The 23,404-nt window shown below is 67.8% G+C and carries 20 protein-coding genes; 6 read left to right on the top strand and 14 right to left on the bottom strand.

Translation table 11 applies throughout. The annotated features are described in order from the left end of the window. Positions 1-27 precede the first annotated feature (27 nt). The 4 genes from ACQPW1_RS48335 to ACQPW1_RS48320 all read right to left on the bottom strand — a co-directional run bounded on the left by ACQPW1_RS48335 (position 28) and on the right by ACQPW1_RS48320 (position 5,430). Entirely contained in the window at positions 28-315 is a 288-nt protein-coding gene (locus tag ACQPW1_RS48335) for a hypothetical protein (RefSeq protein WP_433660635.1), read from the bottom strand. Between the two features lie 257 nt (positions 316-572). Further along, positions 573-1,532, bottom strand: a complete 960-nt coding sequence (locus ACQPW1_RS48330) for an alpha/beta fold hydrolase (protein WP_433665564.1) — start codon at positions 1,530-1,532, stop codon at positions 573-575. A gap of 597 nt (positions 1,533-2,129) precedes the next feature. Then, complete coding sequence (locus tag ACQPW1_RS48325; RefSeq protein WP_433660634.1) at positions 2,130-4,085, bottom strand: acyl-CoA dehydrogenase family protein; 1,956 nt, start codon at positions 4,083-4,085, stop codon at positions 2,130-2,132. A 163-nt stretch (positions 4,086-4,248) separates the two neighbouring features. Then, positions 4,249-5,430: an AAA family ATPase gene (locus ACQPW1_RS48320; RefSeq protein WP_433660633.1), complete on the bottom strand. Its 1,182-nt coding sequence runs from the start codon at positions 5,428-5,430 to the stop codon at positions 4,249-4,251. A gap of 159 nt (positions 5,431-5,589) precedes the next feature. Between ACQPW1_RS48320 and ACQPW1_RS48315 the strand changes: the two genes are divergently transcribed. The 3 genes from ACQPW1_RS48315 to ACQPW1_RS48305 all read left to right on the top strand — a co-directional run bounded on the left by ACQPW1_RS48315 (position 5,590) and on the right by ACQPW1_RS48305 (position 7,336). Then, on the top strand, positions 5,590-5,868 hold the full coding sequence (locus ACQPW1_RS48315; RefSeq protein ID WP_433660632.1) for a hypothetical protein: 279 nt from the start codon (positions 5,590-5,592) through the stop codon (positions 5,866-5,868). 436 nt (positions 5,869-6,304) lie between these two features. Then, entirely contained in the window at positions 6,305-6,913 is a 609-nt protein-coding gene (locus ACQPW1_RS48310) for a C40 family peptidase (protein ID WP_433665563.1), read from the top strand. A gap of 3 nt (positions 6,914-6,916) precedes the next feature. Continuing rightward, positions 6,917-7,336, top strand: coding sequence for an RNA-binding S4 domain-containing protein (locus ACQPW1_RS48305; RefSeq protein ID WP_433660631.1), 420 nt, complete (start codon positions 6,917-6,919; stop codon positions 7,334-7,336). A 3-nt stretch (positions 7,337-7,339) separates the two neighbouring features. Here the strand turns inward: ACQPW1_RS48305 and ACQPW1_RS48300 are convergent, their stop codons facing one another. The 5 genes from ACQPW1_RS48300 to ACQPW1_RS48280 form a co-directional block, all read right to left on the bottom strand. Continuing rightward, positions 7,340-8,485 carry a cation:proton antiporter gene (locus ACQPW1_RS48300; protein WP_433660630.1) on the bottom strand — a complete coding sequence of 382 codons (1,146 nt, stop codon included), beginning with the start codon at positions 8,483-8,485 and terminating at the stop codon, positions 7,340-7,342. Beyond that, positions 8,482-8,871, bottom strand: a complete 390-nt coding sequence (locus tag ACQPW1_RS48295; RefSeq protein ID WP_433660629.1) for a hypothetical protein — start codon at positions 8,869-8,871, stop codon at positions 8,482-8,484. The genes ACQPW1_RS48300 and ACQPW1_RS48295 overlap by 4 nt, the downstream gene beginning before the upstream one ends. Positions 8,872-8,933: 62 nt before the next feature. After that, complete coding sequence (locus ACQPW1_RS48290; RefSeq protein ID WP_433660628.1) at positions 8,934-10,649, bottom strand: fatty acyl-AMP ligase; 1,716 nt, start codon at positions 10,647-10,649, stop codon at positions 8,934-8,936. After that, the gene (locus ACQPW1_RS48285; RefSeq protein WP_433660627.1) at positions 10,646-15,409 is read right to left on the bottom strand and encodes an SDR family NAD(P)-dependent oxidoreductase; all 4,764 of its coding nucleotides are present in this window, start codon (positions 15,407-15,409) and stop codon (positions 10,646-10,648) included. Before ACQPW1_RS48285 ends, ACQPW1_RS48290 begins: the two co-directional genes overlap by 4 nt. Further along, the gene (locus ACQPW1_RS48280; RefSeq protein WP_433660626.1) at positions 15,406-15,645 is read right to left on the bottom strand and encodes an acyl carrier protein; all 240 of its coding nucleotides are present in this window, start codon (positions 15,643-15,645) and stop codon (positions 15,406-15,408) included. Before ACQPW1_RS48280 ends, ACQPW1_RS48285 begins: the two co-directional genes overlap by 4 nt. Positions 15,646-15,810: 165 nt before the next feature. Here ACQPW1_RS48280 and ACQPW1_RS48275 point away from each other — a divergent pair, with 165 nt between their 5' ends. Then, positions 15,811-16,776 carry an MBL fold metallo-hydrolase gene (locus tag ACQPW1_RS48275; RefSeq protein WP_433660625.1) on the top strand — a complete coding sequence of 322 codons (966 nt, stop codon included), beginning with the start codon at positions 15,811-15,813 and terminating at the stop codon, positions 16,774-16,776. Positions 16,777-16,829: 53 nt separating this feature from the next. Here ACQPW1_RS48275 and ACQPW1_RS48270 read toward each other — a convergent pair whose 3' ends face one another. The 3 genes from ACQPW1_RS48270 to fadD5 form a co-directional block, all read right to left on the bottom strand. After that, positions 16,830-17,282 carry a hypothetical protein gene (locus ACQPW1_RS48270; protein ID WP_433660624.1) on the bottom strand — a complete coding sequence of 151 codons (453 nt, stop codon included), beginning with the start codon at positions 17,280-17,282 and terminating at the stop codon, positions 16,830-16,832. A gap of 120 nt (positions 17,283-17,402) precedes the next feature. Next, entirely contained in the window at positions 17,403-18,002 is a 600-nt protein-coding gene (locus ACQPW1_RS48265; RefSeq protein WP_433660623.1) for a cysteine hydrolase, read from the bottom strand. A 27-nt stretch (positions 18,003-18,029) separates the two neighbouring features. Continuing rightward, positions 18,030-19,601 carry a fatty-acid--CoA ligase FadD5 gene (gene fadD5 / locus ACQPW1_RS48260; RefSeq protein ID WP_433660622.1) on the bottom strand — a complete coding sequence of 524 codons (1,572 nt, stop codon included), beginning with the start codon at positions 19,599-19,601 and terminating at the stop codon, positions 18,030-18,032. A 341-nt stretch (positions 19,602-19,942) separates the two neighbouring features. Between fadD5 and ACQPW1_RS48255 the strand changes: the two genes are divergently transcribed. Beyond that, on the top strand, positions 19,943-20,920 hold the full coding sequence (locus tag ACQPW1_RS48255; RefSeq protein WP_433660621.1) for an NAD(P)H-dependent flavin oxidoreductase: 978 nt from the start codon (positions 19,943-19,945) through the stop codon (positions 20,918-20,920). A 21-nt stretch (positions 20,921-20,941) separates the two neighbouring features. Here ACQPW1_RS48255 and ACQPW1_RS48250 read toward each other — a convergent pair whose 3' ends face one another. Continuing rightward, positions 20,942-22,366 (bottom strand): PLP-dependent aminotransferase family protein, encoded by a 1,425-nt coding sequence (locus tag ACQPW1_RS48250; protein WP_433660620.1) that lies wholly within the window; start codon positions 22,364-22,366, stop codon positions 20,942-20,944. Positions 22,367-22,430: 64 nt separating this feature from the next. Between ACQPW1_RS48250 and ACQPW1_RS48245 the strand changes: the two genes are divergently transcribed. Next, positions 22,431-22,769, top strand: coding sequence for a cupin domain-containing protein (locus ACQPW1_RS48245; protein ID WP_433660619.1), 339 nt, complete (start codon positions 22,431-22,433; stop codon positions 22,767-22,769). 1 nt (position 22,770) lies between these two features. Here the strand turns inward: ACQPW1_RS48245 and ACQPW1_RS48240 are convergent, their stop codons facing one another. Further along, positions 22,771-23,322: a TetR/AcrR family transcriptional regulator gene (locus tag ACQPW1_RS48240; protein ID WP_433660618.1), complete on the bottom strand. Its 552-nt coding sequence runs from the start codon at positions 23,320-23,322 to the stop codon at positions 22,771-22,773. Positions 23,323-23,404: the final 82 nt, after the last annotated feature.

Raw genomic sequence — 23,404 nt, 5'->3', positions numbered from 1 at the left:
AGTGGGCCCGCGAAGCTCAGTCTTGCGCTACTTGGTCCTCGGCCGGGAATGGAAGCCGAGGCCCTCGTCCTGGGCGCCCATCCAGGCCGCCTCGTCGGACTTGCTGTCCGGGACGTAGATGGTGTCCTGCGGGCGGCGGTGCAGCTCCGGCGGCGGCGACTGCTCGAGCTCGTCGGCGTCGATGACGAGCCGCTCGAGGTCGTTCTCCAGTCGCCGCACCATGTTGGCGTCACCGTAGTAGGCCCGCAGTGCGCCAATGGATTGCCGGAGCTGGCCGACCGTGTAGCGGAGTTCCGCGATTTCGCTGCGTGTCATCGATACCTCCTGTGTTCCTGGCAGACATGCGAACTCGGTGGGTAACGGGTACTTCCATGTTCTGCCTGGAAGCGCGCTGCACCAAGCCGTGTGACTCACCACACAACGTGATCTTTAACACAGTACAGAAAGAATTCTGATCTGGCTCGTCGGCTGCCAATGTTCGGTAGTTCGCCCAAGTGTTGCTCGCGATCGGAAGTCGCGCTTGGTGTGAACCACCGATCGGTCAATTTCGGTGAGCCGGCGCCGGCGAGCACTCATCCGGCGACCGCGTACTCCGGCCCCTGCCCGCGCATCCCGGCGACGACCTGATCGACCAGTCCGACGATGGACAGCGCGACCTCCTCGGCCCGCTCGAAGATCACGCTGTGCCCGGCCCCTTCCAGCGGAACCAGCTGCGAACCGGCCAGCTGCGAGGCCAGCACCACCGAGTGCGCGAACGGCACCACGATGTCCGCGGTGCCCGCCAGCACCAGCGCCGGGATGGTGCCGAGCCGGTGCAGGGTCGCGGTCTCGTCGAAGGTGATCAGCGAGGCGAGGAAGCTCGACATGGTCAGCAGCGGTGTGTCGTTCAGCATGGCGGTGGCGACCGCGACCATGCGCGGATTCACCCGCCTGGTTCCGGAATTCGCCGCGCGCATGATCGGCTCGAAGATCCGGCGGGAAAACCGCTTCGAGCCCTGCATCACCCGCGGCGCGCGCACCACGGCCACCTGCAGCGAGTTCACCGCGCGGCGCTTCAGGAACCGGCCGAGCCCCACCTCGGTGAGGCCGTTCGCGGCGCCCGCGATGAGGCCGACGCCGACGATGCGGGTGCCGATCGTCTCGGGGAACAGCCGGGAGTAGGCGAGCACGACCATCGCGCCCATCGAATGCCCGACCAGGATCACCGGTCCGGTCGGCGCGACCGTCCGCAGCACGGTGTCGAGATCGCGGCCCAGCTGGTCGATGGTGTACGTCGAGGGGTGCGCTTCGCCGGATTCGCCGTGGCCGCGATGGTCGTAGAAGACCATCCGCGTCTCGGCGCCCCATTGACGCAGCAGCTGGTCGCGCAGGAAGGACCAGGATTCGGTGCGCAGGCAGTGGCCGTGCACGAAGACGACGGTGACGGACGCGGATTCGGTGCCGAACGTGCGCACCGAGATCGGGATGCCGTCCTCGGCCGACACCGTGACACGGTGACCGTCGTAATCGGCGGCGCAGCGGGCGATCGTCATGGACATGAGGTCCTCCTGTGGAGGGTGCATCCCTGCGGAGCGTTCTTGCCCGGTTGTCGATATACATTTCCGCTGCGTTACCAGCTCATACCCGGCGTTATGGACAAGTTGTCCAACTGACGCATGGGATGTATCTGGGAGCTGACGGGCACCCTCGATCGGAGAAGCTACGAACCTCTAGGCCAGGCGCTAGATTCCGGTAGAAGCCCATGGTCGATCATCGCTCGCCGAGTATCGAGCCTTCGTCCGTATTTCCTAGACTCCCCTAGATTCTGCAAGGATGGCCGCGCCACTACCTCTATCTACCTATATCTAGTGTTTTTCCTATAGTTGCGAAGATTCTTCGGTCGAACCTTCGCGTCCGGTCATTTACCGAACGCCTCGAATCGTCTTCCAACCAGATTTGTTGTCGCCCACCTCGATCGTCATGGAGACGTTCGGCCCGAGGGTGTTCGTTGCTACCGTGAGGGGAATCTACGGCTATCTAGTGATCGAGCGATACTCCCGAATACTCGCCTGACGATGCACCCACCGGACGTCACGTGCGCGCACGACGTGCTCGAACGTGACGCCCGGCGGGCGGCCGACCGTCTGGGGTCAGGGTGCGGAGTGGCTGCGCGTGGACGGCAGGAACGGGCGCAGCAGGTTCTCCTCGGTCGACGGGCCGAGCTGCCACTCGGCGATCCACGGACCCGTGCCCTCGCTCGGATCGAAGACGCCCTCTTCCAGCCAGGTGTACCGGCCGGTGAGCACGCCGCGGGACAACGTGCGATCGTCGTCGTCGGTGTTGTCCCAGAGCGCGTCGAACAGCCTGCGCACCCGGACCCGTGACTGCTTGCAGAAGGCGTCCGCGAGCTCCGTCGCTGCGGTGGCCTCCGGTGCGTTCGCGGTGCGCAACGACTGCGCCCGCATGCAGGCCGCCGACATCGCGAACAGCTCGGCGCCGATGTCGACGATCCGGCCGAGGAAGTTCTGCTTGTACTCCAGTCCCGCCTGCCAGCGGCCCATCGCGTACATCAGCGACCTGGCCTGCTTGCGCGAGCTGCGCTCAATGAACCGCAGATGCTTTGCCAGCGTGCCGAATTCGGTATAGGTCGCGGGCACGGTGCCCGAGCCGACCGCGAGCTGCGGGAACCACTTGGCGTAGAAGCCGGTCGCGCCGACCGCCGCCTTGGCCTTGTCCTTGAACTCGGCATTGCGGTCCACCAGCGCGCCCGCGGCGGACATGTGCGCGTCGGCCATCTCCCTGGCGATCAGCAGCCGCATGATCTCGCTGGAACCCTCGAAGATGCGGTTGATGCGGAGATCGCGGACCAGTTGTTCGGCGCCGACCGCGCGTTCGCCACGTGCCTCGAGCGAGGCCGCCGTCTCGTAACCGCGCCCGCCGCGGATCTGCACGAGCTCATCGGCGATGGTGCAACTCATTTCGCTGGCCCACAGCTTGGCGAGCGCTGCCTCGATCCGAATGTCGTTGCGCGCCTCGTCGCACATGGCTGCGGACAGGTCGAGCGCCGCCTCCAGCGCGTAGGTGGTCGCGGCGATGAAGGAGATCTTCTGACCGACCGCTTCGTGCTCACCGACCGGCCTGCCCCACTGCACCCGCTCGGTGCTCCACTCCCTGGCGATCTTCAGCGACCACTTCGCCGACGCGGTGCACAGCGCCGGGATCGCCAGTCTGCCCGCGTTGAGGGTTGTCAGCGCGATCTTCAGGCCGTCGCCCTCGCGGCCGATCAGATTCGCCCGTGGCACCCGCACATTGAACATCCTGGTGACGCCGTTCTCGATGCCGCGCAGGCCCATGAACGCATTGCGCCGCTCCACCGTGATGCCCGGCGAATCCGCCTCGACGACGAACGCGGAGATGCCGCCGCGATGCCCTTCGCTCTTGGGCACTCTGGCCATCACCACCAGCAGCTCGGCGACCACACCGTTGGTCGTCCACAGCTTGACGCCGTTGAGCTCGTAGGCCGTTCCGTCCTCGATCGGGGTCGCGGTGCTCGCCATCCGCGCCGGGTCGGAACCCACGTCGGGCTCGGTGAGCAGGAACGCGCTGACCGCGCCCGCGGCGCAGCGGGGCAGGAACTCGGCCTTCTGCTCATCGGTGCCCGCCAGCTTCAGCGGCTCGGGCACGCCGATCGACTGGTGCGCCGAGAGCAGCACGCCGAGGCTCGGGTGGGCCGAGCCGACCAGCATCAGCGCGCGGTTGTAGCCGAACTGGGAAAGCCCCTGTCCACCATAGGATTCCGGAATCTTCAGGCCGAAGCAGCCGAGTTCGGCGAGCCCCTTGACGTACTCGTCCGGAATCCGGCCCTCGGCCTCGATCACCCGGCCGTCGATGGATTCGCAGAACGGGCGCAGCTTGGCCAGGTAGGCCGCGGTGCGGGCGGCGTCCTCCGCCCCCGGCTGGGGGTAGGGGTGGATCAGATCGAGCCGGAACCTTCCGAGAAACATCTCCTTCGCGAACGATGGTTTGGCCCAGCTGGTTTCGCGGGATTCCTCGACCAGTGCGCGGGCCTGCTCTTCGGTGGCGTCGACTTTCGCGGCTGTCGCCATGATGTCCTCCTCGGACGTGATCAGGATCACATTCGAGTGTAGGAACTTTAGTTACTCGCCGGTAGGGCTGCAGGTCGATTGATTTCTATCGATCTCTAATGATCTTGGTAGACAAGTTAATAAGGAGCTACCCGGCCATGTTCGTATTGCCCGGTTTCCGAGCTCAGACGCTGCGCAGGTAGCGGCCGAAGTGCGGCACGGTGAATCCGATCGTGCCGCGCTCGGCCGAGTAGATCAGGCCCTTCTTGATCAGTCCGTCGCGCGCGGGCGAGAGCGAGGCGGGCTTGCGGCCTAGTTCGCTGGCCACCGCCGAGGTCGCCACCGGACCGTCGTCGCCGGCCAGATCGGCCATGGCGCGCATGTACTCTCGCTCGGCCGGCGTTGCCCGTTCGTAGCGGGAGCCGAAGAAGCCGACCGCCAGTTCCTCCTCCGCGGTCGGCGAGGCCACCTCGACATCCTCGGCCGAGATCGGGCTCTCCGGCGCCTGATCCCAGGCCGCCTTGCCGTAGGCCTGCACGAAGTACGGATAACCATCGGCCTTGTGGTACAGCGCATCCAGCGCTTCGTCGGTGAACTTCACCTCCTCGCGTTCGGCGGGCGCGATCAGCGCGAGGTCGGTGGATTCGCGGTCCAGTCGATCGATGCGGTGATAACTGAACAGTCGCTCGGAGTAGCTCTTCGACGCGGACAGCACCGCGGGCAGGTGCGGCAGTCCGGCCCCGACGACGATGAGCGGCGCGGTGTCCTGGCTCAATTCGTGGCAGGCCCCGCAGATCGCGGAGATGTCGGCCGGGCCGAGGTCTTGCATCTCGTCGATGAAAATCGCGATGCCGACACCGATTTCGCTGGCCAGCGCGGCCGCCTCGACCAGCAGCTCGACCAGGTCGATCTCGATGTCGCCGGAATCCGCGCGGCCGGTGACCGCGGGCACGTCGATGCCGGGCTGCCAGCGTTCCCGCATGCCCTTGTCCGCGGTGGCGCGCAGCGCGAAAGCCTTGAGGATGCCGAGGAAGTCGTCCACCCGCTCCGGATTGCGGTGTGCCATGGCGATCGCGCGGACGGCCATGTGCAGCGCGGAGGACAGCGGGCGGCGCAGTTCCTGATCCGGCCGCGCCTCGATCTTGCCGGTGCCCCAGCCGCGCGAGATGGCGGTGGAGCGAAGTTGATTGAGCAGCACCGTTTTTCCGACGCCGCGCAGGCCGGTGAGCATGACGCTGCGTTCCGGCCGGCCGCGCGCGATGCGCTCCAGCACGATGTCGAAAGCGGTGAGTTGCTTGTCGCGCCCGGCTAATTCGGGTGGGCGCTGTCCGGCTCCGGGAGCATACGGATTCCGCACGGGGTCCATGCCCACACACCGTAGCCCGTTATGTCCGCGAAATCTGCCCGTATCTACGGCGTGTCCTAGATATTGCTAGCGGTCGGTATTGCACGATTGCTCTCGCACCGTTGTTTTGCGCACGGAAGTCATTACGCTGGTGGCGTTTCCAGCGAGTATCGGAGGGGCATGTCCGACGAACCGACCCCGACCACCGCCGAGGTGGTCGAGTCCTGGAACGTTCCCGTGGGCGCCACGGTGGCGCAACGCATCCGCTCCAACATCCTGGTGGCGATAGAGCGCGGCTATGACGATCCACAACTCGTCGCGGACCTGGCGGTCGGCCCGTTGGTGATGGCGCTCGGTCAGCTGGAAGTCGGCCTCGCCGATGCGCGCCGCCGGATCGCCGAACTCGAGCAGGCGCTCGCCGAACGCGACGGCGAGGCTTCCAACGGCCGCGAATCCTGAATTCCCAGCGGACGATTCGGACATTTGCCACCGATCGGTAACAGACACTTATTCGCCGATATCGTGTCGTGACCCGATGGGCGTGTCGGGATTCCGGGCGATCGTCCAGGGAGTTTGTCGGGATCGGAAAACTACCAGGTCTGTGCGCTGGACAACACCGCGTCGGCATCGTAATCTCTTCGTGACTTAGTGGAGTCCTGTCGTTTCGAAAGAGAAGCGGCGCCACACAGTTACCGCCTTAGCGGCCGTCGGGGCCATCTTCCCGGCAGCCGTGCCGGGAACACCCACAGTGTTCGGTTGGGTGATACCTTGCGGCCATTTTCTGGTCGCTGTCCGGTCGGCGGGAGAGTACGAAGATCGGAGACGTAGCTCGGTGGGTAAACACAGCATGCAGCGGGATTCGCGCTTGCCGAATTCCGTCAAGGGTGCCCTCGTCATGGGCGCGGTGGCCGCGACAACCGGCGCGATGCCCGCGATCCCCGCGATGGCGGCAACCATCAACCTCCCCGGACTCGGAAACTTCGATGTTCCTGTGCCACAGGAATACGAAGCGCCGGTCCAGCAACTCAACCAGCAGATTCAGCAGGCCGTCTCGGCCATGCCGAACGCACAGGTTCCCGGCGCACCGCAGCAGCAGACTGCCCCCGGCATCCCCAACTTCGCGCCGAACATGCCCGGTCTGTTCAACCAGGCTCCGCCCAGCCCCAGCGATATCGCGCTCGACGCCGCCAAGACCAAGGTGGGTGCGATGTACTCCTGGGGTGCCGCTGGCCCCTCCAACTTCGACTGCTCGGGTCTGGTCCAGTGGGCCTACCGGCAGGCCGGCGTCGAACTCCCCCGCACCAGCTTCGAGCAGTCGCACGTCGGCGCTCCGGTGGCCTTCCAGAACCTGCAGCCCGGCGACATCGTCGTGACCAACGGTGGCGGCCACGTCGGCATCTACGCGGGTGACGGCAAGCTGCTCAACGCCGTTCAGTCCGGCTCGCCCGTCTCCTACACCCCGCTCCGCCAGGGCGATATCGTCACCGCACGCCGTATCGTCTAACGAGTGACCCCCGCCGAAAACGGCATCCGTGCAAACGGAAACAAGAGCACCGCGACGCAGGCCCGAGTCGATTCATGGACTTGGGCCGTGCGCCTGTTCAAAACCAGATCCGCTGCCGCCGAGGCTTGCCGAGGCGGGCACGTCCGCGTCAATGGTGCTGCGGCCAAGCCTGCCCAGTCGGTCAAGCCCGGTGATGAAGTGCGCATCCGCATCAGCGGCGTCGAACGCATCGTGATCGTCGAGCAGATCGTCACCAAGCGCGTCAGCGCTCCCCTCGCCGCGCAATGCCTGATCGACCGCAGCCCGCCACCGCCCTCCCGCGAGATCCTCGCCACCATGCCGCGACGCGACCGCGGGTCCGGCCGACCCACCAAACGCGAACGGCGCGAAACGGATCGACTGCTCGGCCGCGCCGACGAGTGAGAGCTACGTCGAAGCGGCCTGCGTAGGCGCCCGCGCGGCCAAGCGATTCGCCGCCACCGCGGCCGCCGCGATAGTGCACAGCGCACCGAGCATCAGCGCCGCCGCCTCCCCCGGCACCAGCACCTGCAACTCGGTGCCGACGGTGACCGCCGCGACCGGAACCCCGATCTGCGCCGCCGCGAGCGCGCCATAACCGACCGGCTGACCGATCAACCGCGGCACCAGGTGAACGAGCACCGCGCCCACACCGAGCGCCAGACCGAGCGCGATGAGCCGAGGATGCTCGCCGAAATCACGCAGATTGAGCCGAGCGCCGAGCCAGACGAAGAACAACGGCCCGAGAAACCCGTCATTGATCGCGAACAACTGCCGGGCCACCCGCCGCGGCTCACCGATCGCAGCCACCGCGAGCCCGGCCGCGAAACCCGCCAACATGATCGACACCTTGGTCTGCGTGGCCACCGCACACAGCGCGAACAGCACGGCAAGACTCACCCGCAGCTCGAGCGCGAGCTTGCGATCCTCGGACAACCGATGTGCCTTGCGTCGCACACCCGACCGCGCCAGCCACCGCAACAGCACGAAAAGCACGACGCCACAGGCGGCAACCGCGAGCGCACCGAGCGCCGCACGCCCTGCATGATCCGGGTCGATCGCCAACGGCAACGCCACCACACAGGCCGTATCCGCGATCGCGACCTGCGCGGTCAACGCGAGCACCGGCTTACCCTGCAGCCCGAGCGAATCGATGATCGGCAACACCAGCGCCGCCGACGACGAAGCCAACAGCACCGCGTACATCGCACCGTGCCCGGTATCGAACCAGCGCGCGATGCCGAATCCCGCTGCGCCAGCGAGCAACCCGACCAGAACCGCGCGCACCGCCCCGACACTGAGGGCGGAGCGCACCGCCGGATCACGCACCGGTACATGGGTTCCGGCGACGAACATGACCACCGCGAAACCCATATCGGCAAGGAACGTGAAGATCGGGTCGGCACTGTGCAACACTCCGAACCCGGTGGCGCCGAAGACAATTCCGGCGATCACCTCGCCGAGGATCACCGGCACGTGCCACGAACTACGCAGCGCGAGCAGCGGACCGCACAGGCCGAGCGCGAGCACCAGCGCGAGGGTGGAGAAGGTCACGGCATGGCGGCTATCTTCGCCGGAATGGCGATGTTCTCGTCGGCCCAGTGGATCGCGCAGATCCGGTGGTAGCCGTCGGCGATCACCAGCGGCGTCCCGGTGCGGAAATCGCCGCGCACCAACAGGATCGGCGACAGCGACTTACCGCTGTTGATCTTGATGAGGTCCCGCCGGACATGCGCATTCTCCGGCGGCAGCAGCTCGAGCCCCGCAGCCCGCAGAATATCCTTGGCCTTCTTGTACACGATGGGCCCCGCCCGCAGGTCGTCCACCACGGCGCTGACCACCTTCGGCCCGGCCAGCAGCTCCAGGTAGTCGGCGGCTGCCGGATAGTCGTGCTCCTCGGGCTCGTCTTTCCACTGCACGGAGATGATGTCGGTCGCCATGCGCCTCATCATCGCGGCCGACGACCCGGATCAGCGGGAACTCGACGGTGTTTCGGGCGAGCTCAGATCATCGCCACCGGGTCGAGCTGACCGGCGATATAGCGGGCCCGGCATTCACCGCGCCGCAGCTTTCCGCTGGTGGTCTTCGGAATCCGGCCGGGCTCGACCAGCATGACGGAGCCGGGCATCACCTCGTGCGCGGCCGCGACCGCGGTGCGGATCCGGCGGGCGAGCACCGAGAGTTCGGCGGGTTCGATGGCCTCGACCGCCCGCAGCTCGGCCACGATCACCAGGTCTTCGCGGCGCCCGTCGTCGTGCCCGAACGCCGTCACGTGTCCCGGCCGGATCTCGGTGGCGCAGGCCTCGACCGTCGCCTCGATATCGCCCGGAAAGTGATTGCGGCCGTCGACGACGATCACGTCTTTGCGCCGTCCCGCGATGTAGAGCTGGTCGTCGAACCAGAAGCCGAGGTCGCCGGTGCGCAGCCAGCTGGCGCCGCTGCCGCGCAAGGTGGCGTGGAAGGTCTCGGCGGTGGCGTCGGGTCTGCCGTAGTAGCCGTCGCACACATTCGCGCCCGCGACCCAGATCTCGCCGACCCGGCCGGTGGGCAGCTCGGCGCAGGACACCGGGTGCACGATGCGCACGTCCTGGCCGGCCGGTGCGCCGCAGCCGACGAGCGGCGACCCGCCGAGCGGTTGTGCGTCGACGGCCAGCGGCACCGCCCGCCCCTCGGCGAGCGCGCTCCGGTCGAAGTGCTGCGACACCGGCTCGTCCCGCCAGTCGCAGATGGTCACGGTCAGCGTCGCCTCGGCCAGACCGAAGCCGGGCGTGTGCGCCCGGTGCCGGAAGCCGTATTCGGCAAAGGTCTCGGTGAATTCGGCGAGCGCGTCGGCCCGGATCGGCTCGGAACCGTTGAGCAGCATGTCGAGCCCGGACAGGTCGAGCCCGGCCCGTTCCTCCGGCGTCGTAGCGGAAATCGTCAGAGCCAAGCCGAAATTGGGTCCGCCGGTAATGCCCGCGCGATAGTCGCTCACGGCGCGCAACCACCGGATCGGCCGCTTCGCGAATTCCGCGGGCGACATGGTCAAGCCGTGCACGCCGCAATAGAGGGGCAGCGCCATGCCGAGGATGAGGCCCATGTCGTGGAAGAACGGCAGCCAGGTCAGGATGGGTTTGCCCGGTGTGGGTTGCAATGCCTGCCGTAGTTGTTCGAGTGCTGTCGTCATGTTCGTATGGGTCACTCGGACTCCGGCGGGCGACTGGGTCGAGCCCGACGTGTATTGCAGGTAGGCGAGTTCACCGCGGATCGGATCGATCACCGGCTCGGTCGAATCCACCGACGCCACAGTGACATCCGGCACCAGCTCGATAGCCTGACCGAGCATGGGGCCGAGTACAGGCCCGCTGGTCGAGTCGCCGTGCGACAGCAGCGCGAGGGTGGGTCTCGCGTCGGCCAGCACCGCAAGCAACCGTGCCTTGTTGCGGGTGCCTGCCGCCGGAAACAACGGCACGGCAATACGATTGCTGTACAGGCAGGCGAGAAACGCGACGGCATAGTCGAGTCCATGCGCGCAGAGGATGGCGACCCGGTCGCCCGGAGCGCTACCGACACGAAGGCGCGCGGCGAGTTCGCCTGCGGCGGAGTGCAAACGGGCGTACGTCACGGAAACGGGTAGCTGCTCGTGCATCCGGTACCGGAGCTCGGTGTAGGCGACCGTGTCGGGCTGGGTCGCGGCCAATTCGGCGATCCGCGCGGCGAGGGTGTTGCAGGGTGTCACGAAGCCTCGCTGGTGGGTGCTGCGGGGACAAGGAGATTCGACAGCCGGATCGCCATGGGCGAGGTGTCGACCGTCGGGGTGTAGTCCACTGCCGAGAGGTATGTCCCGGTGTATCGCAGCACCTCGGACAGCAGCGCGGCGCCGTGCCGGGTGTCGAAGGCAGCGATACCCGCCTGCCGAACAGCCGAACCCGTCGCCCACCCGCCCCAGCCGATGCTGAGCACACCGCGCTCCGGATACATCAGCGCGAGCGAGTCCATCGCGGCGTTGGCGGCGGCCTCGGCGGACTTTCCTGGCCCGCCGAGCGCGCCGGTGGCGGCGGAGAACAGCAGAATGAAGTCGGTGGGGTCGGCAGCGGTGAGGTCGATCAGGTTGCCTGCCGCGGTGAGTTTGGGGGAGAACGTCGTGGTGAGGTGCTCGGGGGTGGTGGCGGCGAAGGGGGCGTCGGCGGTCGTGCCTGCCGCGTGCACGAGGCCGCGAATGGTCGAGCCGCATTCGCGGATATCGTTGAGCGCGTTGGCCAGATCCCGCCGGTCGGCGGCATCGCAGCGGACCACGACGATCCGGTCCTCCAGTCCGTCGAGCAGCGGTGGCACCGGGCGGGGCGCGCGGGTGAGCACCACCACGTCGCGGGCCCCCGCATCGAGCAGCCAGCGCACCGCGACCGCGCCGACCGTGCCCAATCCGCCGGTGACCACGTAGGTTCCGGTGGCGTCGATGGTGGTCGAGGTCGGTCGCGGTCGCGCGGGGGTGAACCGGCGGACGGCGAGATCGCCTGCGGAGATGCGTAATTCGTCCGGGAACTGGGACGCGGTGATCGGCCCCGCGACGAGCCGACAGATCGGTGCGAGGTTCCGGGGGTCCGCATCGGTCCAGATCAGGCGGATCGCACGGCCGGATTCGAGCTGCAGGGAGCGCACCAGACCCGCGATCGCCTGCGGTGCCGCAAGAACATCCGGGTTGCCACGGTGCTCAGTAGCGGTGGGATCCGGCAGCACGACCGTCAAGGACGCGGTGCCGACGTCGGCGTGCACCCGCTGGAGTAGATCGAGGACCCGACACGTCGTCGCCACGGAGCTCCGGCCGGGACCGATGGGATCGGATTTCGTTGTCGACGAATCTGTTTCGGTCGGCCAGACGAGGACCACCGCGGTGTGCGCGCTGCCGGTGAGCCCCATCGGCAAGGCGGTGATGAGGGGGTTGGCGGCGTCGGGTTCGCGGGCCACCCGGTCGGTGGGCAGCGTCGCGTCGAGCGCGTCGGCCAACCGGGCGGCCAGGTTCGATTCGCCGATCACCAAGGCGCGCTCGGCAATCTGATTGCCGGGATCGGAACTGTCGAGGCCGAAGAACTCGGGATCGCGGGCCTGCCACACCTCCTGGCGGAAGGGGGCCGGGCGCAGGGCAACTCGCGGTGTGACGGAGCCGCGTGCGGGAGAGTTCAATCCGGCGAACCGAATTCGCACACCGCACAGCGCCAGACACGGCACACCGTGCTGGTCGGTACCGATGATGTCGCCGGTGAGCCCGGTGGCCGTGCGCTCGCGGATGAACGCGTGCGCCTCCAAGACGGTCCGATTCGGCTCGGCGGACAGCCACCCGGATTCGATACCGATCGGCTGCGGGATCACCTCGGCGGGCAGCTCGTCGTACCCGGTGGCGACCAACAGCTGCAGGCAGCCGGTCAGCGTTGCGGTGCGGTGCAATTCGGCGACGTCGAACAGGCCGATCGCGCCGTCCGGGCCGACAGCGATGCCGCGCAGCACCCGGAAACGCGGCCCGTACTCCAGCCGCAACCGGTGCAGCTCGGTGTAGAAGGCGGCGGGCGCGATCATCCGCATCCGGTGTCGCCCAGCCCGATTGGCATCGACCACCCGCATCCATGCGACGATATCCGCGGGTGTGGGGTCGCCGACCGGCCGCGCCGATGCCAGCGCTGCGGCCTCCGCGACCTCCGCCCGTACACTTCCGTCGCCGTGCCTGCGATAGCTCACCTCCGGCAATGCCGAGAGCGCGGTCCGTTCGTGCACCACGAAATCGGTGAGCACCGTTGCTGCCCCGGCGCCGTTGCGCGCCAGATGCAGCAGCCTGCGCAGCCAGAACGCCGCGGGCACGGTCGGCACACCGTGGATCACGTGATCGGTGAGATCGTCAGGGGGAAAGACGGATTCGGCGGCCACCGGCTCCGCCGAGGCGGTGATCAGCGGGAACCGACGCTTGCGCCACACACGCCGTGGCGCGGTATTGAACGGGCCCTGTGCGGACCAGTCGACCGGTCGTCCTTCGAGATGGAGCCGGGCGACGCAGGTGAGGAACTCGTCGGCCTCGTCGTCGCGGGTCGCTACCGGGTGCGCACCGTCGCGGAACTCGGGGTACTCCCGCACGGCCGGAATCAACAACGGATGTGGTGCGATTTCCAGCACCGTCGACAACCCGTCCGCTGCGGCACGCTCCAGTGCGGCAGCGAGTTCGACTGTTCCCGAAGCATTCTCGACCCAGTAGTCGCTGTCCATGGCTGCGCTGGTGATCAGTTCGGCGCGGCGGGCGGTCGAGTACACGGGCACGCGCGGTGCCATGGGTTTCAGCTCTGCGAGGACTTCGACGAATTCTGTTGGCAGAGTGGTGAGTAGCTGGTTGTACTCGGCCGAGTCGTCGCTGATCCGCAGCGCGGACATGTCGCGACGCTTGGCCCGCCGGACGAGCGTATCGATGTAGCGCGGGGTACCGGAGACGACCACCGACCGCGGACCGTTGATCGCCGCGATGCCGACCTGCGTGCGCATCGGCTCCACCAGCTTCGCCGCCTCGTCCGGTGCCGCGGCCAGCAGTGCCATCGCCGCTCGGTCATCCGGCACGGCGTGGATCTTGCTGCGTTGCACCACGATCAGTGCCGCATCGGACAGCGACAGCGCGCCGACGGCGGCGGCCGCGGCGATCTCGCCGAGCCCGTGCCCGGTCACCGCGTCCGGCACAATGCCCCAGGCCGCCAGCAACTCCGCCATCGCCACCTGGAACGCGAAGAGTGCGGGCTGCACGAGCGCCGCAGCGTGCGAGCCATTTCCGTTGCTCGAGTGCGTGATCGTGAAGCCGCGCCGCGGTGTCCAGACCCGCGGACCACCGGCCGCGACGATCGCGTCGGCGGCCCTGGCCAACGCACCGGCGAAGTCGATGTGTCGTGCCGCAAGTGCCCGCCCCATCGCCGGATGCTGTCCGCCTTGCCCGGCGAACAAGAACAACACGCCGCCTCGCCGCCGTGTCGCGGACGGTCCGATCACTTCCGTGCTCGAATCGCCTTGCGGCACAGCGCGCAGCTGCTGCACCGCGTCTCCGCGGTCGCGCACCAGCACGCATGCCCGAGATCGAGCCGGTATCAATCTGGCCGCAGCGGAAGCGAATTCACGCAGCGGCTCGTCGCCGAGTTCGAGCTGATCGGCGAACCGAAGCGCCTGCGCGTTCAGCTCCTTCGTATCGCGCCCGCTGACCGGGATCAATATCGGGGGATCGTCGCCGCGAACAGCCTGCGGCAGCTCGATGCCCCGCAGCACCGCGTGCGCGTTGGTGCCGCCGATGCCGAACGAGCTGACGCCCGCGCGACGTTCGCCGAGCGGCACCGTGCTCCAGTCGACCGGTGCGGTCGGCACTCGCAGCCCGCGCTCGGCCAACTTCAACAGCGGGTGCTCGGTGCCGAAGCCGATCGTGGGCGCGATGACGCCGTGGTGGATAGCCAGCGCCGCCTTGATCAGGCCGACGACGCCAGCGGCCGCCTCGAGGTGCCCGATGTTGGACTTCACCGAACCGATCCAGATCGGGTCGGCGCTCGCCGAAGTATCTTGCGCGACAACGGCGGCCAGCGCACCGACCTCCACCGCGTCGCCCACCACCGTTCCGGTGCCGTGGCATTCGATATACCCGGCGGTCCGCGGCTCGAGTTCGGCGCGCGACCAGGCGGCGCGCAACGTGTCCTGCTGTGCGCGACCGTTCGGTGCGGGCAGCCCGTTGGAGCGGCCATCCGACCCGACCGCCGTCCCGGCGATCTCCGCGTACACCCGATTACCTTCGCGCACCGCGTCCTCGGTGCGCTGCAAGATCACCACGGCACATCCCTCGCCGCGCGCGTAGCCATCGGCGGTCACGTCGAAGGGCTTGGCGTGTCCGTCGGACGCCAGCAATCCGCTCTCCGCCAGGTAGTCCGAGGCGTGCGGCAGTAGCGTGAGATTGACCCCGCCCACGATCGCGAAGGGCACCGTGCCGTCGGCGAGCAGCCGCACCGCCAGGTCCACCGCGGCGAGCGACGACGAGCACGCGCTGTCCAGCACCAGGCTCGGCCCGCGCAGATCCAGCACATACGACAGACGGTTGGCGATGATGCTGAGCGCCGATCCGGTGACGGCGTAGGGCGCATCGAAACCGTCCCGGCCGAGCACCGCGATGCCGTGGTCGTAGCTGCCCGCACCGAAGACCACCGCGGCACCCGAACCCTTTGCGCGATAACCTATCCCGGCATCGTCGAGGGCCTCGACGGCGACCTCCATGGCCAGTCGCTGCCGTGGGTCCATCAGCGTGGTCTCCCGCTCGGCGAGGGCGAACCACTCGTTGTCGAACGAGTCGACGCCGTCCAGGTATCCGCCGTGCCTGGTGCCGAGTCGCCCGGCCGGTGGCGGCCCGGTGGCGTCGCGTCCCGCGAGCAGCAGCCGCCAGAATTCGTCGCCGTTCCCGGCTCCCGGTACTCGGCAGCCGATCCCGACGATGGATATCCCGGTCATCGCATCGCGAGAAACTCGACCAATTGGTCTATGTCGGGGTAGTCGTACATCGCGGTCAGCGAAACCTCGACTCCCATGGCATCCTCTAGACGCGCCGTCAGCCGGGCCAGCTGGGTGGAGTTCAGGCCCAGATCGGCGAACGGCGCGTCGGTGCAGACGGCGGTCGCGTCGACGCCGAGCAGCTCGGCCACGGCCGTCACCGCCGTGGTCGTGAGCGCTGCACGACTGCGCACCATCGAGCTCCGATCCATCCCAAGACGCACTACCCCCGAATCGGCGGCTCGTCTCGACCGCCCAGGTACCCCCCCGCGATTATGCCGAGATATCGCACTATGGAGAAGAGTCATTTGCGTGGCCCGGCTCCGGCTGCGTCGCCGGGGCCCATCACCTACCGTTGCGAGGTGAGCGAAAACTCCGCACGGCTGGCCGACGGACGACCCGGAACCCTCGGCACGCTGGCGCGCTGTTGCGCCGCATTGGCCGCAACGCCCGCCCGACTGCTCCGGCCACGCCGCCCCGACCAGGCGTTTCTCGCGAGCCTGGTCGCCGCGCCCGCCCCGAAGGCCACCGCGACGGTCCGGCTGCTCTCGCTGCCGCAGGCCACCATGTCCGCGCCGACCATCATCGTCGCCGAGGGTGTGCGCAGTTTGCGCGAGTTGCCGATGTCGATGGGCGCGTTCCTGGTCGAGCATCCGCAGGCCAGGTTTCTCGTCGATCCCGCCATCTGCGCCGACGTGCACCGGCGCGTCCTACCGGGCCACCCCTTCCCCGTCGGCAAGCTCGTGTCACCGGACAAGCCCGTCCTCGGGCTGAGCAACGCACTCGCGGCCCGCGACCTCGCCGCCGCCGACATCGACTTCACGCTGGCCACGCACCTGCACTGGGACCACGTCGCGGGCCTGCTCGAGCTGCCGGACGCGCTCGAACTCCGCGTCCCCGCGGTGGAGTACGACTGGGCCATGCACGGTGACACCGCACCGTACGGCGTGATCCGCGAACCGTTGCGCAGCCAGTCCATCGCACCGGTCGAACTCGACGGCCCGCCCGTCCTCACCTTCCCGCGCAGCCACGACGTGTTCGGCGACGGTGCCGTGGTTCTCGTCGACCTGGCGGGTCACACCCCCGGCAGCATCGGCGTCCTGCTCGCGGTGGACGACGGCACCCGGGTCCTGCTGGCCGGCGACGCGGTCTGGAACACCTTGCAGATCAAGCTGATCCGCGAGAAGGCCCCGATGCCCGGCAACCTCTTCGACGCCGACCGCGACGCCGCGTTCCGCACCATCCAACGCCTGCACGCTCTCCCGCCGGACATCGAGGTCATCGCCAGCCACGACTACAACGCTGTGCTGGCCCGCGCGGTCAAGTGAGCTGAAGGGGCGCCCGCCGGACCCTGCTGCGGGTCCGGCGTCGGATCAGCAGATCAGCTGGCGCGCAGGCCGATGATCAAGCCGCCCTTGGCACAGACGGACGGTGTGGCCGGATCGGGTTGGGCGTTGCATTGCCAGCCGTCGACCGTTTGAACGTCGGTGTTGCTCACCGTCGTCGCGTACTTCGTCGCGACATTGATCGCTTCCGTGCAGCCGACCCGGCCCGACACGGTGCTGACGGCGATGACGGTGCGGGTGCCGCCGCCCGCGTCGGTGACGGGGCCGCAGTTGACGTCATCCACCTTGTCGGTGGGGGCCGGGTGGTTGTGCGTCGAGTCCGCCTGTTTGGTCGCGTCGGCGGTGTGGACGGCGGCCGCGCCGGCGGAGGTCGAGCTGCCGTGCGCGGCGTGTTCCGAGTGGTCCGTGTCGTCCTTGCCGCAGCCGGTCGAACCGGCTATCACCGCAAGGGCGGTCGCGGCGTAAACCGCGAGGTAGGTGGCTTTCACCGAGGTGGCTCCTGATCTCTAGACGAAGCGGCCGAATCGGCTGAGATTGCACCGAGATTCGGCCATAGCGGTCATGTTGCCGAGATCATTCAAACACGGCGTCCGTGGCCCGTGCCGTGCTCAGCGGCGGCCGATCAACTCCAGTGCCTGCGCCGCGGTCCGCGAACCCGCGGTGACGAGTTCCAGATTCGCCAGTGCCGCTTCGTGCGCCTCCGGACTGGCCGCGATGGTGCAGTCGGCGACGGGATGCACGGTGAAGCCCAGGTCGGTCGCGTGTCGTGCGGTCTGTTCCACCGTCAGGTTGGTTGCGACACCCGTGATGAACAAGGTGTCGATGCCCTGACCGGCAAACCACTCCGCCAGTTTGCTGCCCGCCAGCCCGGACAGTTTCTGGTTGTCGAACACCTCGGTCGCCTGCCCGGCCATCTCCGGAATGAGCTGGCTACCTGGGGAATCCGGCCGGAACTCGGTCTGCGCCGCGCCCACCGACCGCATGAAGCCGGTATTGCGCACCAACTCGCCCTCGCCGACCGGAATGGTGAACCGGGTGAAGATCACCGGAACCCCGTGTGCCGCTTCATGGAACTCCACCGCACGCGCAACGACCCCGCTGCTGGCGACCGGCTCCGCGAGCATGGGCCCGAAGAATCCTTCCGGCTTGATCACATTCACCTGCCAGTGCAATGCGAGTACGGCCGCGCGGATACGGGGGATCGCCATCCCCCGACCCTACATTCGCCTATCGAATCAGGATGAATAATCCTTGCGCAGTTGAATTTTCACGACCTTGCCGCTGGCATTGCGCGGCAGCTCCGCGACCAGTACCAGGTCTTTCGGGTGCTTGTAGCGCGCGAGGTTGTCGTTGAGGAACACCGTCAGCTCGTCCAGCGACAGCTCGTCGTCGGCGCTGTTGAGCGCGACGACGGCAACGGGCACCTCGCCCCATTTCTCGTGCGCCCGGCCGATCACCGCGGCCTCGCGGATCTTCGGGTGCGCGAAGAGCACGTTCTCCACCTCGGCGCAGTAGATGTTCTCGCCGCCGGAGATGATCATGTCCTTCTTGCGGTCCACCACCCAGACGAAGCCCTCCTCGTCCTGGCTGACCAGGTCGCCGGAGTGGAACCAGCCGCCGGCGAACGCCTCCGCCGTCGCCTCGGGCTTGTTCCAGTAGCCCTGCATGAGAGTTGGTCCGCGGTAGACGATTTCGCCGATCTCACCGGGCGCGACGTCGTTCATCTCGTCGTCGACGACCCTGGCCTGGATGGTCGGGATGGGCCTGCCGACCGAGCCGAGCTTGCGCAGCGCGTCCTTGCCGTCGAGCACGCAGGTGATCGGCGACATCTCGGTCTGCCCGAATACCGCGACGTTGAACGCGTTCGGGAAACAGTCGGCCATCGCCTGCAACACCGTGTCGGAGGCGGGTGCGGCACCCCAGCTCAGTGCGGTCAGCGCCAGCTTCCGCTCCTTAACCCGCGGTTCGGCGCAGATGGCCTGCCACTGCGCGGGCACGCAGAACGCGCTCGTCGCCTGCTCCCGCTCGACCGCGTCGAGGAATTCGGTGGCGTCGAACGCGCCGAGCGGATGCAGAACGGTCTTCGCGCCGAGCAGGAAACACGGTGCGAGACTGCCGAGTCCGGCGATGTGGAACAACGGTGAGGTGCAGAAGCCGATCGAGCTCTGTTCCGTCGCGAGGGCCCGAATGACGGTCAGCGCTTGGGCATTCATGTTCGCGTAGGACAGGATCGCGCCCTTCGGGCTGCCCGTGGTGCCCGAGGTGTACATGATCAGCGAGGGGGTGTCCTCGGGGATGTCGAGCGGGGTGTGCGGGTCGCCCTCCTCGGCGAGCACGTCATCGAAGCCGAACACGCCGTCCGCGGTCGTTCCGCCGATCACGAAACACGTTTCCAGCGTGGCGGATTGCGCCCGAACGGCGCTGGCCAGCGGCAGCAGCATGGTGTCGGTGACGATCGCCTTCGCGCCGCTGTCGCTCACGATGTAGGCGACCTCGGGCGGGGTGAGGCGGAAGTTGACCGGCACCGCGATGGCACCGAGCGCGTTGATGCCGAACACCGCCTCCACGTATTCGGGGTAGTTCAGCGCGAGGATCAGTACCCGGTCGCCGAAGCCGACACCGCGGCGGGCCAGCGCGTCGGCGAACTTCAGCGAGCGCTCGTGCAGCTGCCGCCAGGTGGTGTCCGCGTCCCGGAACCGCAGGGCGACCGCGTCCGGGCGCATCTGCGCGTGCACGGCGATCTGGTTGTTCCAGTGATTGCGCCGCGACCTGAGCGGCTCATCGAGCGCCTGCGAACGGGTGGTCATGCCACGAACTCCTCTCGGACCGTCAGCTGCGTCCGCCAGGGTGGCCGACAACTGTGACGGGCTGAACTAGCAGCAGAATAGCAATTAACTTAACCGACCGGCAAGGGATCGGAAGATGAACCGTCGTTAATCGGACGGAAGCAGCACCTGATCCGATAAAACCGACCCCAACTGCCGATTCGCCGGTAAATGGGCGCCCGAAGATCGAACGGTAAGCGCTCGCATACCGCATGACGATGCGAATGACGGCTCACTTACCAGTTGAACCCGAGGGGATCCTCGTGTCACCATTCAGGTCTCCGGGCGAACTGGCACGCCCGCGCGAGGTAGAGGAGAGCGCAATGCTGCGGACCAGGTTCACCGAGACCTTCGGTGTGCAACACCCGATCGTGCAGGGCGGCATGATGTGGGTCGGCCGAGCCGAACTCGTCGCGGCCGTCGCCAACGCGGGCGGGCTGGGCTTCATCACCGCCCTCACCCAGCCGACGCCGGACGACCTGCGCCGCGAGATCGCGCGTACTCGGGAGCTGACCGACAAGCCGTTCGGCGTGAACGTCACCATCCTGCCGTCGATCAACCCGCCGCCGTACGCCGAGTACGTGCAGGCGATCATCGACAGCGGCGTCACGATCGTCGAAACGGCCGGCAGCAATCCGGAGCCGTTCCTGCCGTACTACAAGGACGCGGGCATCAAGGTGCTGCACAAGTGCACCAGCGTGCGGCACGCGTTGAAGGCGCAGCGGATCGGCGTCGACGGCGTCAGCATCGACGGCTTCGAATGCGCGGGTCACCCCGGCGAGGACGACGTGCCCGGCCTGATCCTGATCCCCGCCGCCGCACGGGAGTTGGACATTCCGATGGTCGCGTCCGGCGGTTTCGCCGATGCCAGCGGACTGGTCGCCGCCCTCGCCCTAGGCGCCGACGGCATCAATATGGGCACCCGCTTCCTGTGCACCCAGGAGTCCGCGGTGCATCAGAAGGTCAAGGATCAGATCGTCGCGCACACCGAGCGCGATACCCAACTGATCTTCCGCACCATGCACAACACCGCCCGCGTCGCCGACAACGAGATCAGTCGCAAGGTCGTCGAAATCGAAAGGGCGGGCGGCACTTTCGACGACGTCCGGGACCTGGTCGCCGGTGCCCGCGGCCGCCGCGTCTTCGAGGAGGGCGACCTCGACGCGGGCATCTGGAGTGCGGGTCAGGTCCAGGGCCTCATTCACGACATCCCCAGCTGCGAAGAACTCATCACCCGAATCGTCAGCGAGGCCGAACAACTCATCACCGCTCGTCTCGCCGAAACCGTCGTCGTCGGCTGACCCCGCCACCCCTGCTATCGCCTAAATGGCGAGCGCAGGGGGTGCGGGGACGGGGCGGGCCGGTGGGCGGTAGGTGCGCCAGGCCTCGGCCAGTCGGCGGGCCGCTTCGGTGAGAGTATCCGGCGGGTGCAGGAAATGGACGCGGATGTGGTCCGCACTGCCGCCGGTCGGATCCAGCCCACTGCCGGGCAGAATCGCGACGCCGTGCCGCAGGGCGGCCTGGGCGAACGAGGTGCCGTCGCCGTAAGGCAAACGCACCCACAGTGTTTGGCTACCCGCGACTTCCGGCGCGTGCCAATCCGGCAGTAGCCGAGCGAGTTCGGCGCGCAGGTGGTCGTGCCTGGCCTTCCGCTCGGGCGCGAGGCGTGCGCAGACGGCGGCCAGGCGCGGCATCAGTTCGGCCGCGGCCAGCTGTGCCGGGACGTCGCCGCCGAGGTCGTGCACCGCGCGGATCCGGGCGAGCCTGGCGATGGTCGGGGCGGCGGCCCGGACCCAGCCGATGCGGAGTCCACCCCACACCGTCTTGCTCAGCGAGCCGACCGTGATCACGGCGTCCGAGTAGGCCGCCAGCGGTTGCGGCGTGCGGAACCCGGGAAAGCCGAGCTCGGCGAGCACCTCGTCCTCGACCAGCGGAACCCCCACCGCGGCCGCCGTTTCCGCCAACCGCCTGCGTGTCAGCGGTGACAGCACCGACCCGGTCGGGTTCTGGAACGTGGGGATCACGTAGGCGAGCGCGGGCCGATGCTCCCGTGCGGCCGCGGCTAATCCGGGCAGTCCCGGCGAAAGGCCATGGACCACAGCCGCTTCGGCGCGGAACGCCTCCAGCGCTGGTGGCGAGCTCGGCGCTTCCATCAGCACCCGATCGCCCGGCTGCAAGAAACAACGGGCCAGCAGCGAAAGCGCCTGTTGCCCACCGGTGGTGACCAGCACCTGCTCGAAAGAGGTTGGTATACCCCGATTTCGGTAGTACTCGGCGATGGCGTGCCGTAACCGGGGATGGCCGGTCGGGTAGTAGCCGATATCGCTGGTGGTCGCGGCGAGCTCGGGCAGGACCCTGGCGTAGCACTCGGTCAGCTCCGCCGGTGGGGTGTCGGGCGCGGCGCAGGCCAGCGGAATCACGTTCGCCTGCGGCTCGAGCAGGTCGAGGAAGACCGGTGCGCTGGTGGTTTCGGCGGGCCTGGCGAGCGGATTTCCGGCCACCCGGGTTCCGCTGCCCTGCCGCCGGACGATCCTGCCCTCCGACTGCAAGAGGTCGTAGGCCGCGACCACGGTGCTGCGTCCCACCGCCAGCGTGCTCGCCAACACCCGGTCCGGCGGGAGCGGCGTGCCCGCGGGCAGCTCACCGTCATCGATCAGGCGGCGCAGTCGCGCGGCCAGCAGCGCATAGAGCGCGCCGCGGCCCGCTGACCAGCGCCCGAGCCGTTCGGCGACATTGATTGGATCCATAGCCAAACCAATTCTGCCCGATTGGCCATGGAGTGGCGACCGGGGTCGTTCGACGATTAACGGCATGACAGCAGCAAGAATCACCGGTCCGGTATCGATCAAGGACGTGGTCGCCGGGCTGCCCGGTCCCTTTCAACAGCGCGAGCTGGCCGTCGTCAACGACACCGTCGTCCGCGTCGCCCAGCTGGCCGGCGAATTCCCGTGGCACCACCACGACGAAGACGAACTGTTCCTGTGCTGGGACGGATCGTTCCGGATCGAGCTGGCCGGACAAGACCCGGTCACGCTGCACCCCGGCGAACTGTTCGTGGTGCCCAAGGGCGTTCGGCATCGTCCCGTCGCCGAGCAGCCCGCGCACACCCTGTTGATCGAGTGCCCGGAGACCGCGCAATACGGGAACTGACTCAGCCTGATCGGACCCGGCCGGACAGGCCCGGTCCGATCAGTCGTTCCAGGCGTCGATACGCCTCGGTGGGCGCCAGCGGCGGGTCCGCGTCGGCGATGGCCCCGAGCACGCCGACCACACCCCAGGACAGGAACGTCACCGTCGAATCGAATTCGGCCTCGTCCATGTCGAGCAGTTCGGCTAGTCGCTCGGCGAGGATCTCGGCGACCATCTCCCGTGTCGTCCGCAGCAGCAGGGCACCGCTCTTGCGGCCGAGCAACGCCTGATACACCTCGGGATTCGCCGCGGCCAGCTGGAACAGCGTGTGCACCGGCGCCAGCGGCTTGGTGCTGTCGACACCGGCGGCGGTGCCCGGCGCGGTCACCGCGGCACGCAGGTAGTCGGTGCTACTCAGCAGCAGGAGGTCGTCCTTGTCGCGGAAGTGCGCGTAGAACGTGGACCGCCCGACATCGGCGCGATGCAGGATGTCCCGCACCGAGATTCGGTCGTAGCCGCGCTCCAGCATGAGTTCGATCAATGCCCGATGCAGCAGGCTCTTCGTCCGCCGCACCCGGCGATCCGTGCTGCCCGTCAGCCTTTTTACTTCCGACGACAATGTGCCTCCCGTACAAATGTCGCGAATCCGTCCCGAA

The sequence above is a fragment of the Nocardia sp. CA-128927 genome (genome assembly GCF_050955855.1).
In the GTDB taxonomy this organism is placed as follows: domain Bacteria; phylum Actinomycetota; class Actinomycetes; order Mycobacteriales; family Mycobacteriaceae; genus Nocardia.
Note: the sequence above shows the minus strand (reverse complement) of the source record. Positions and strands in the feature narration are given on the sequence as shown.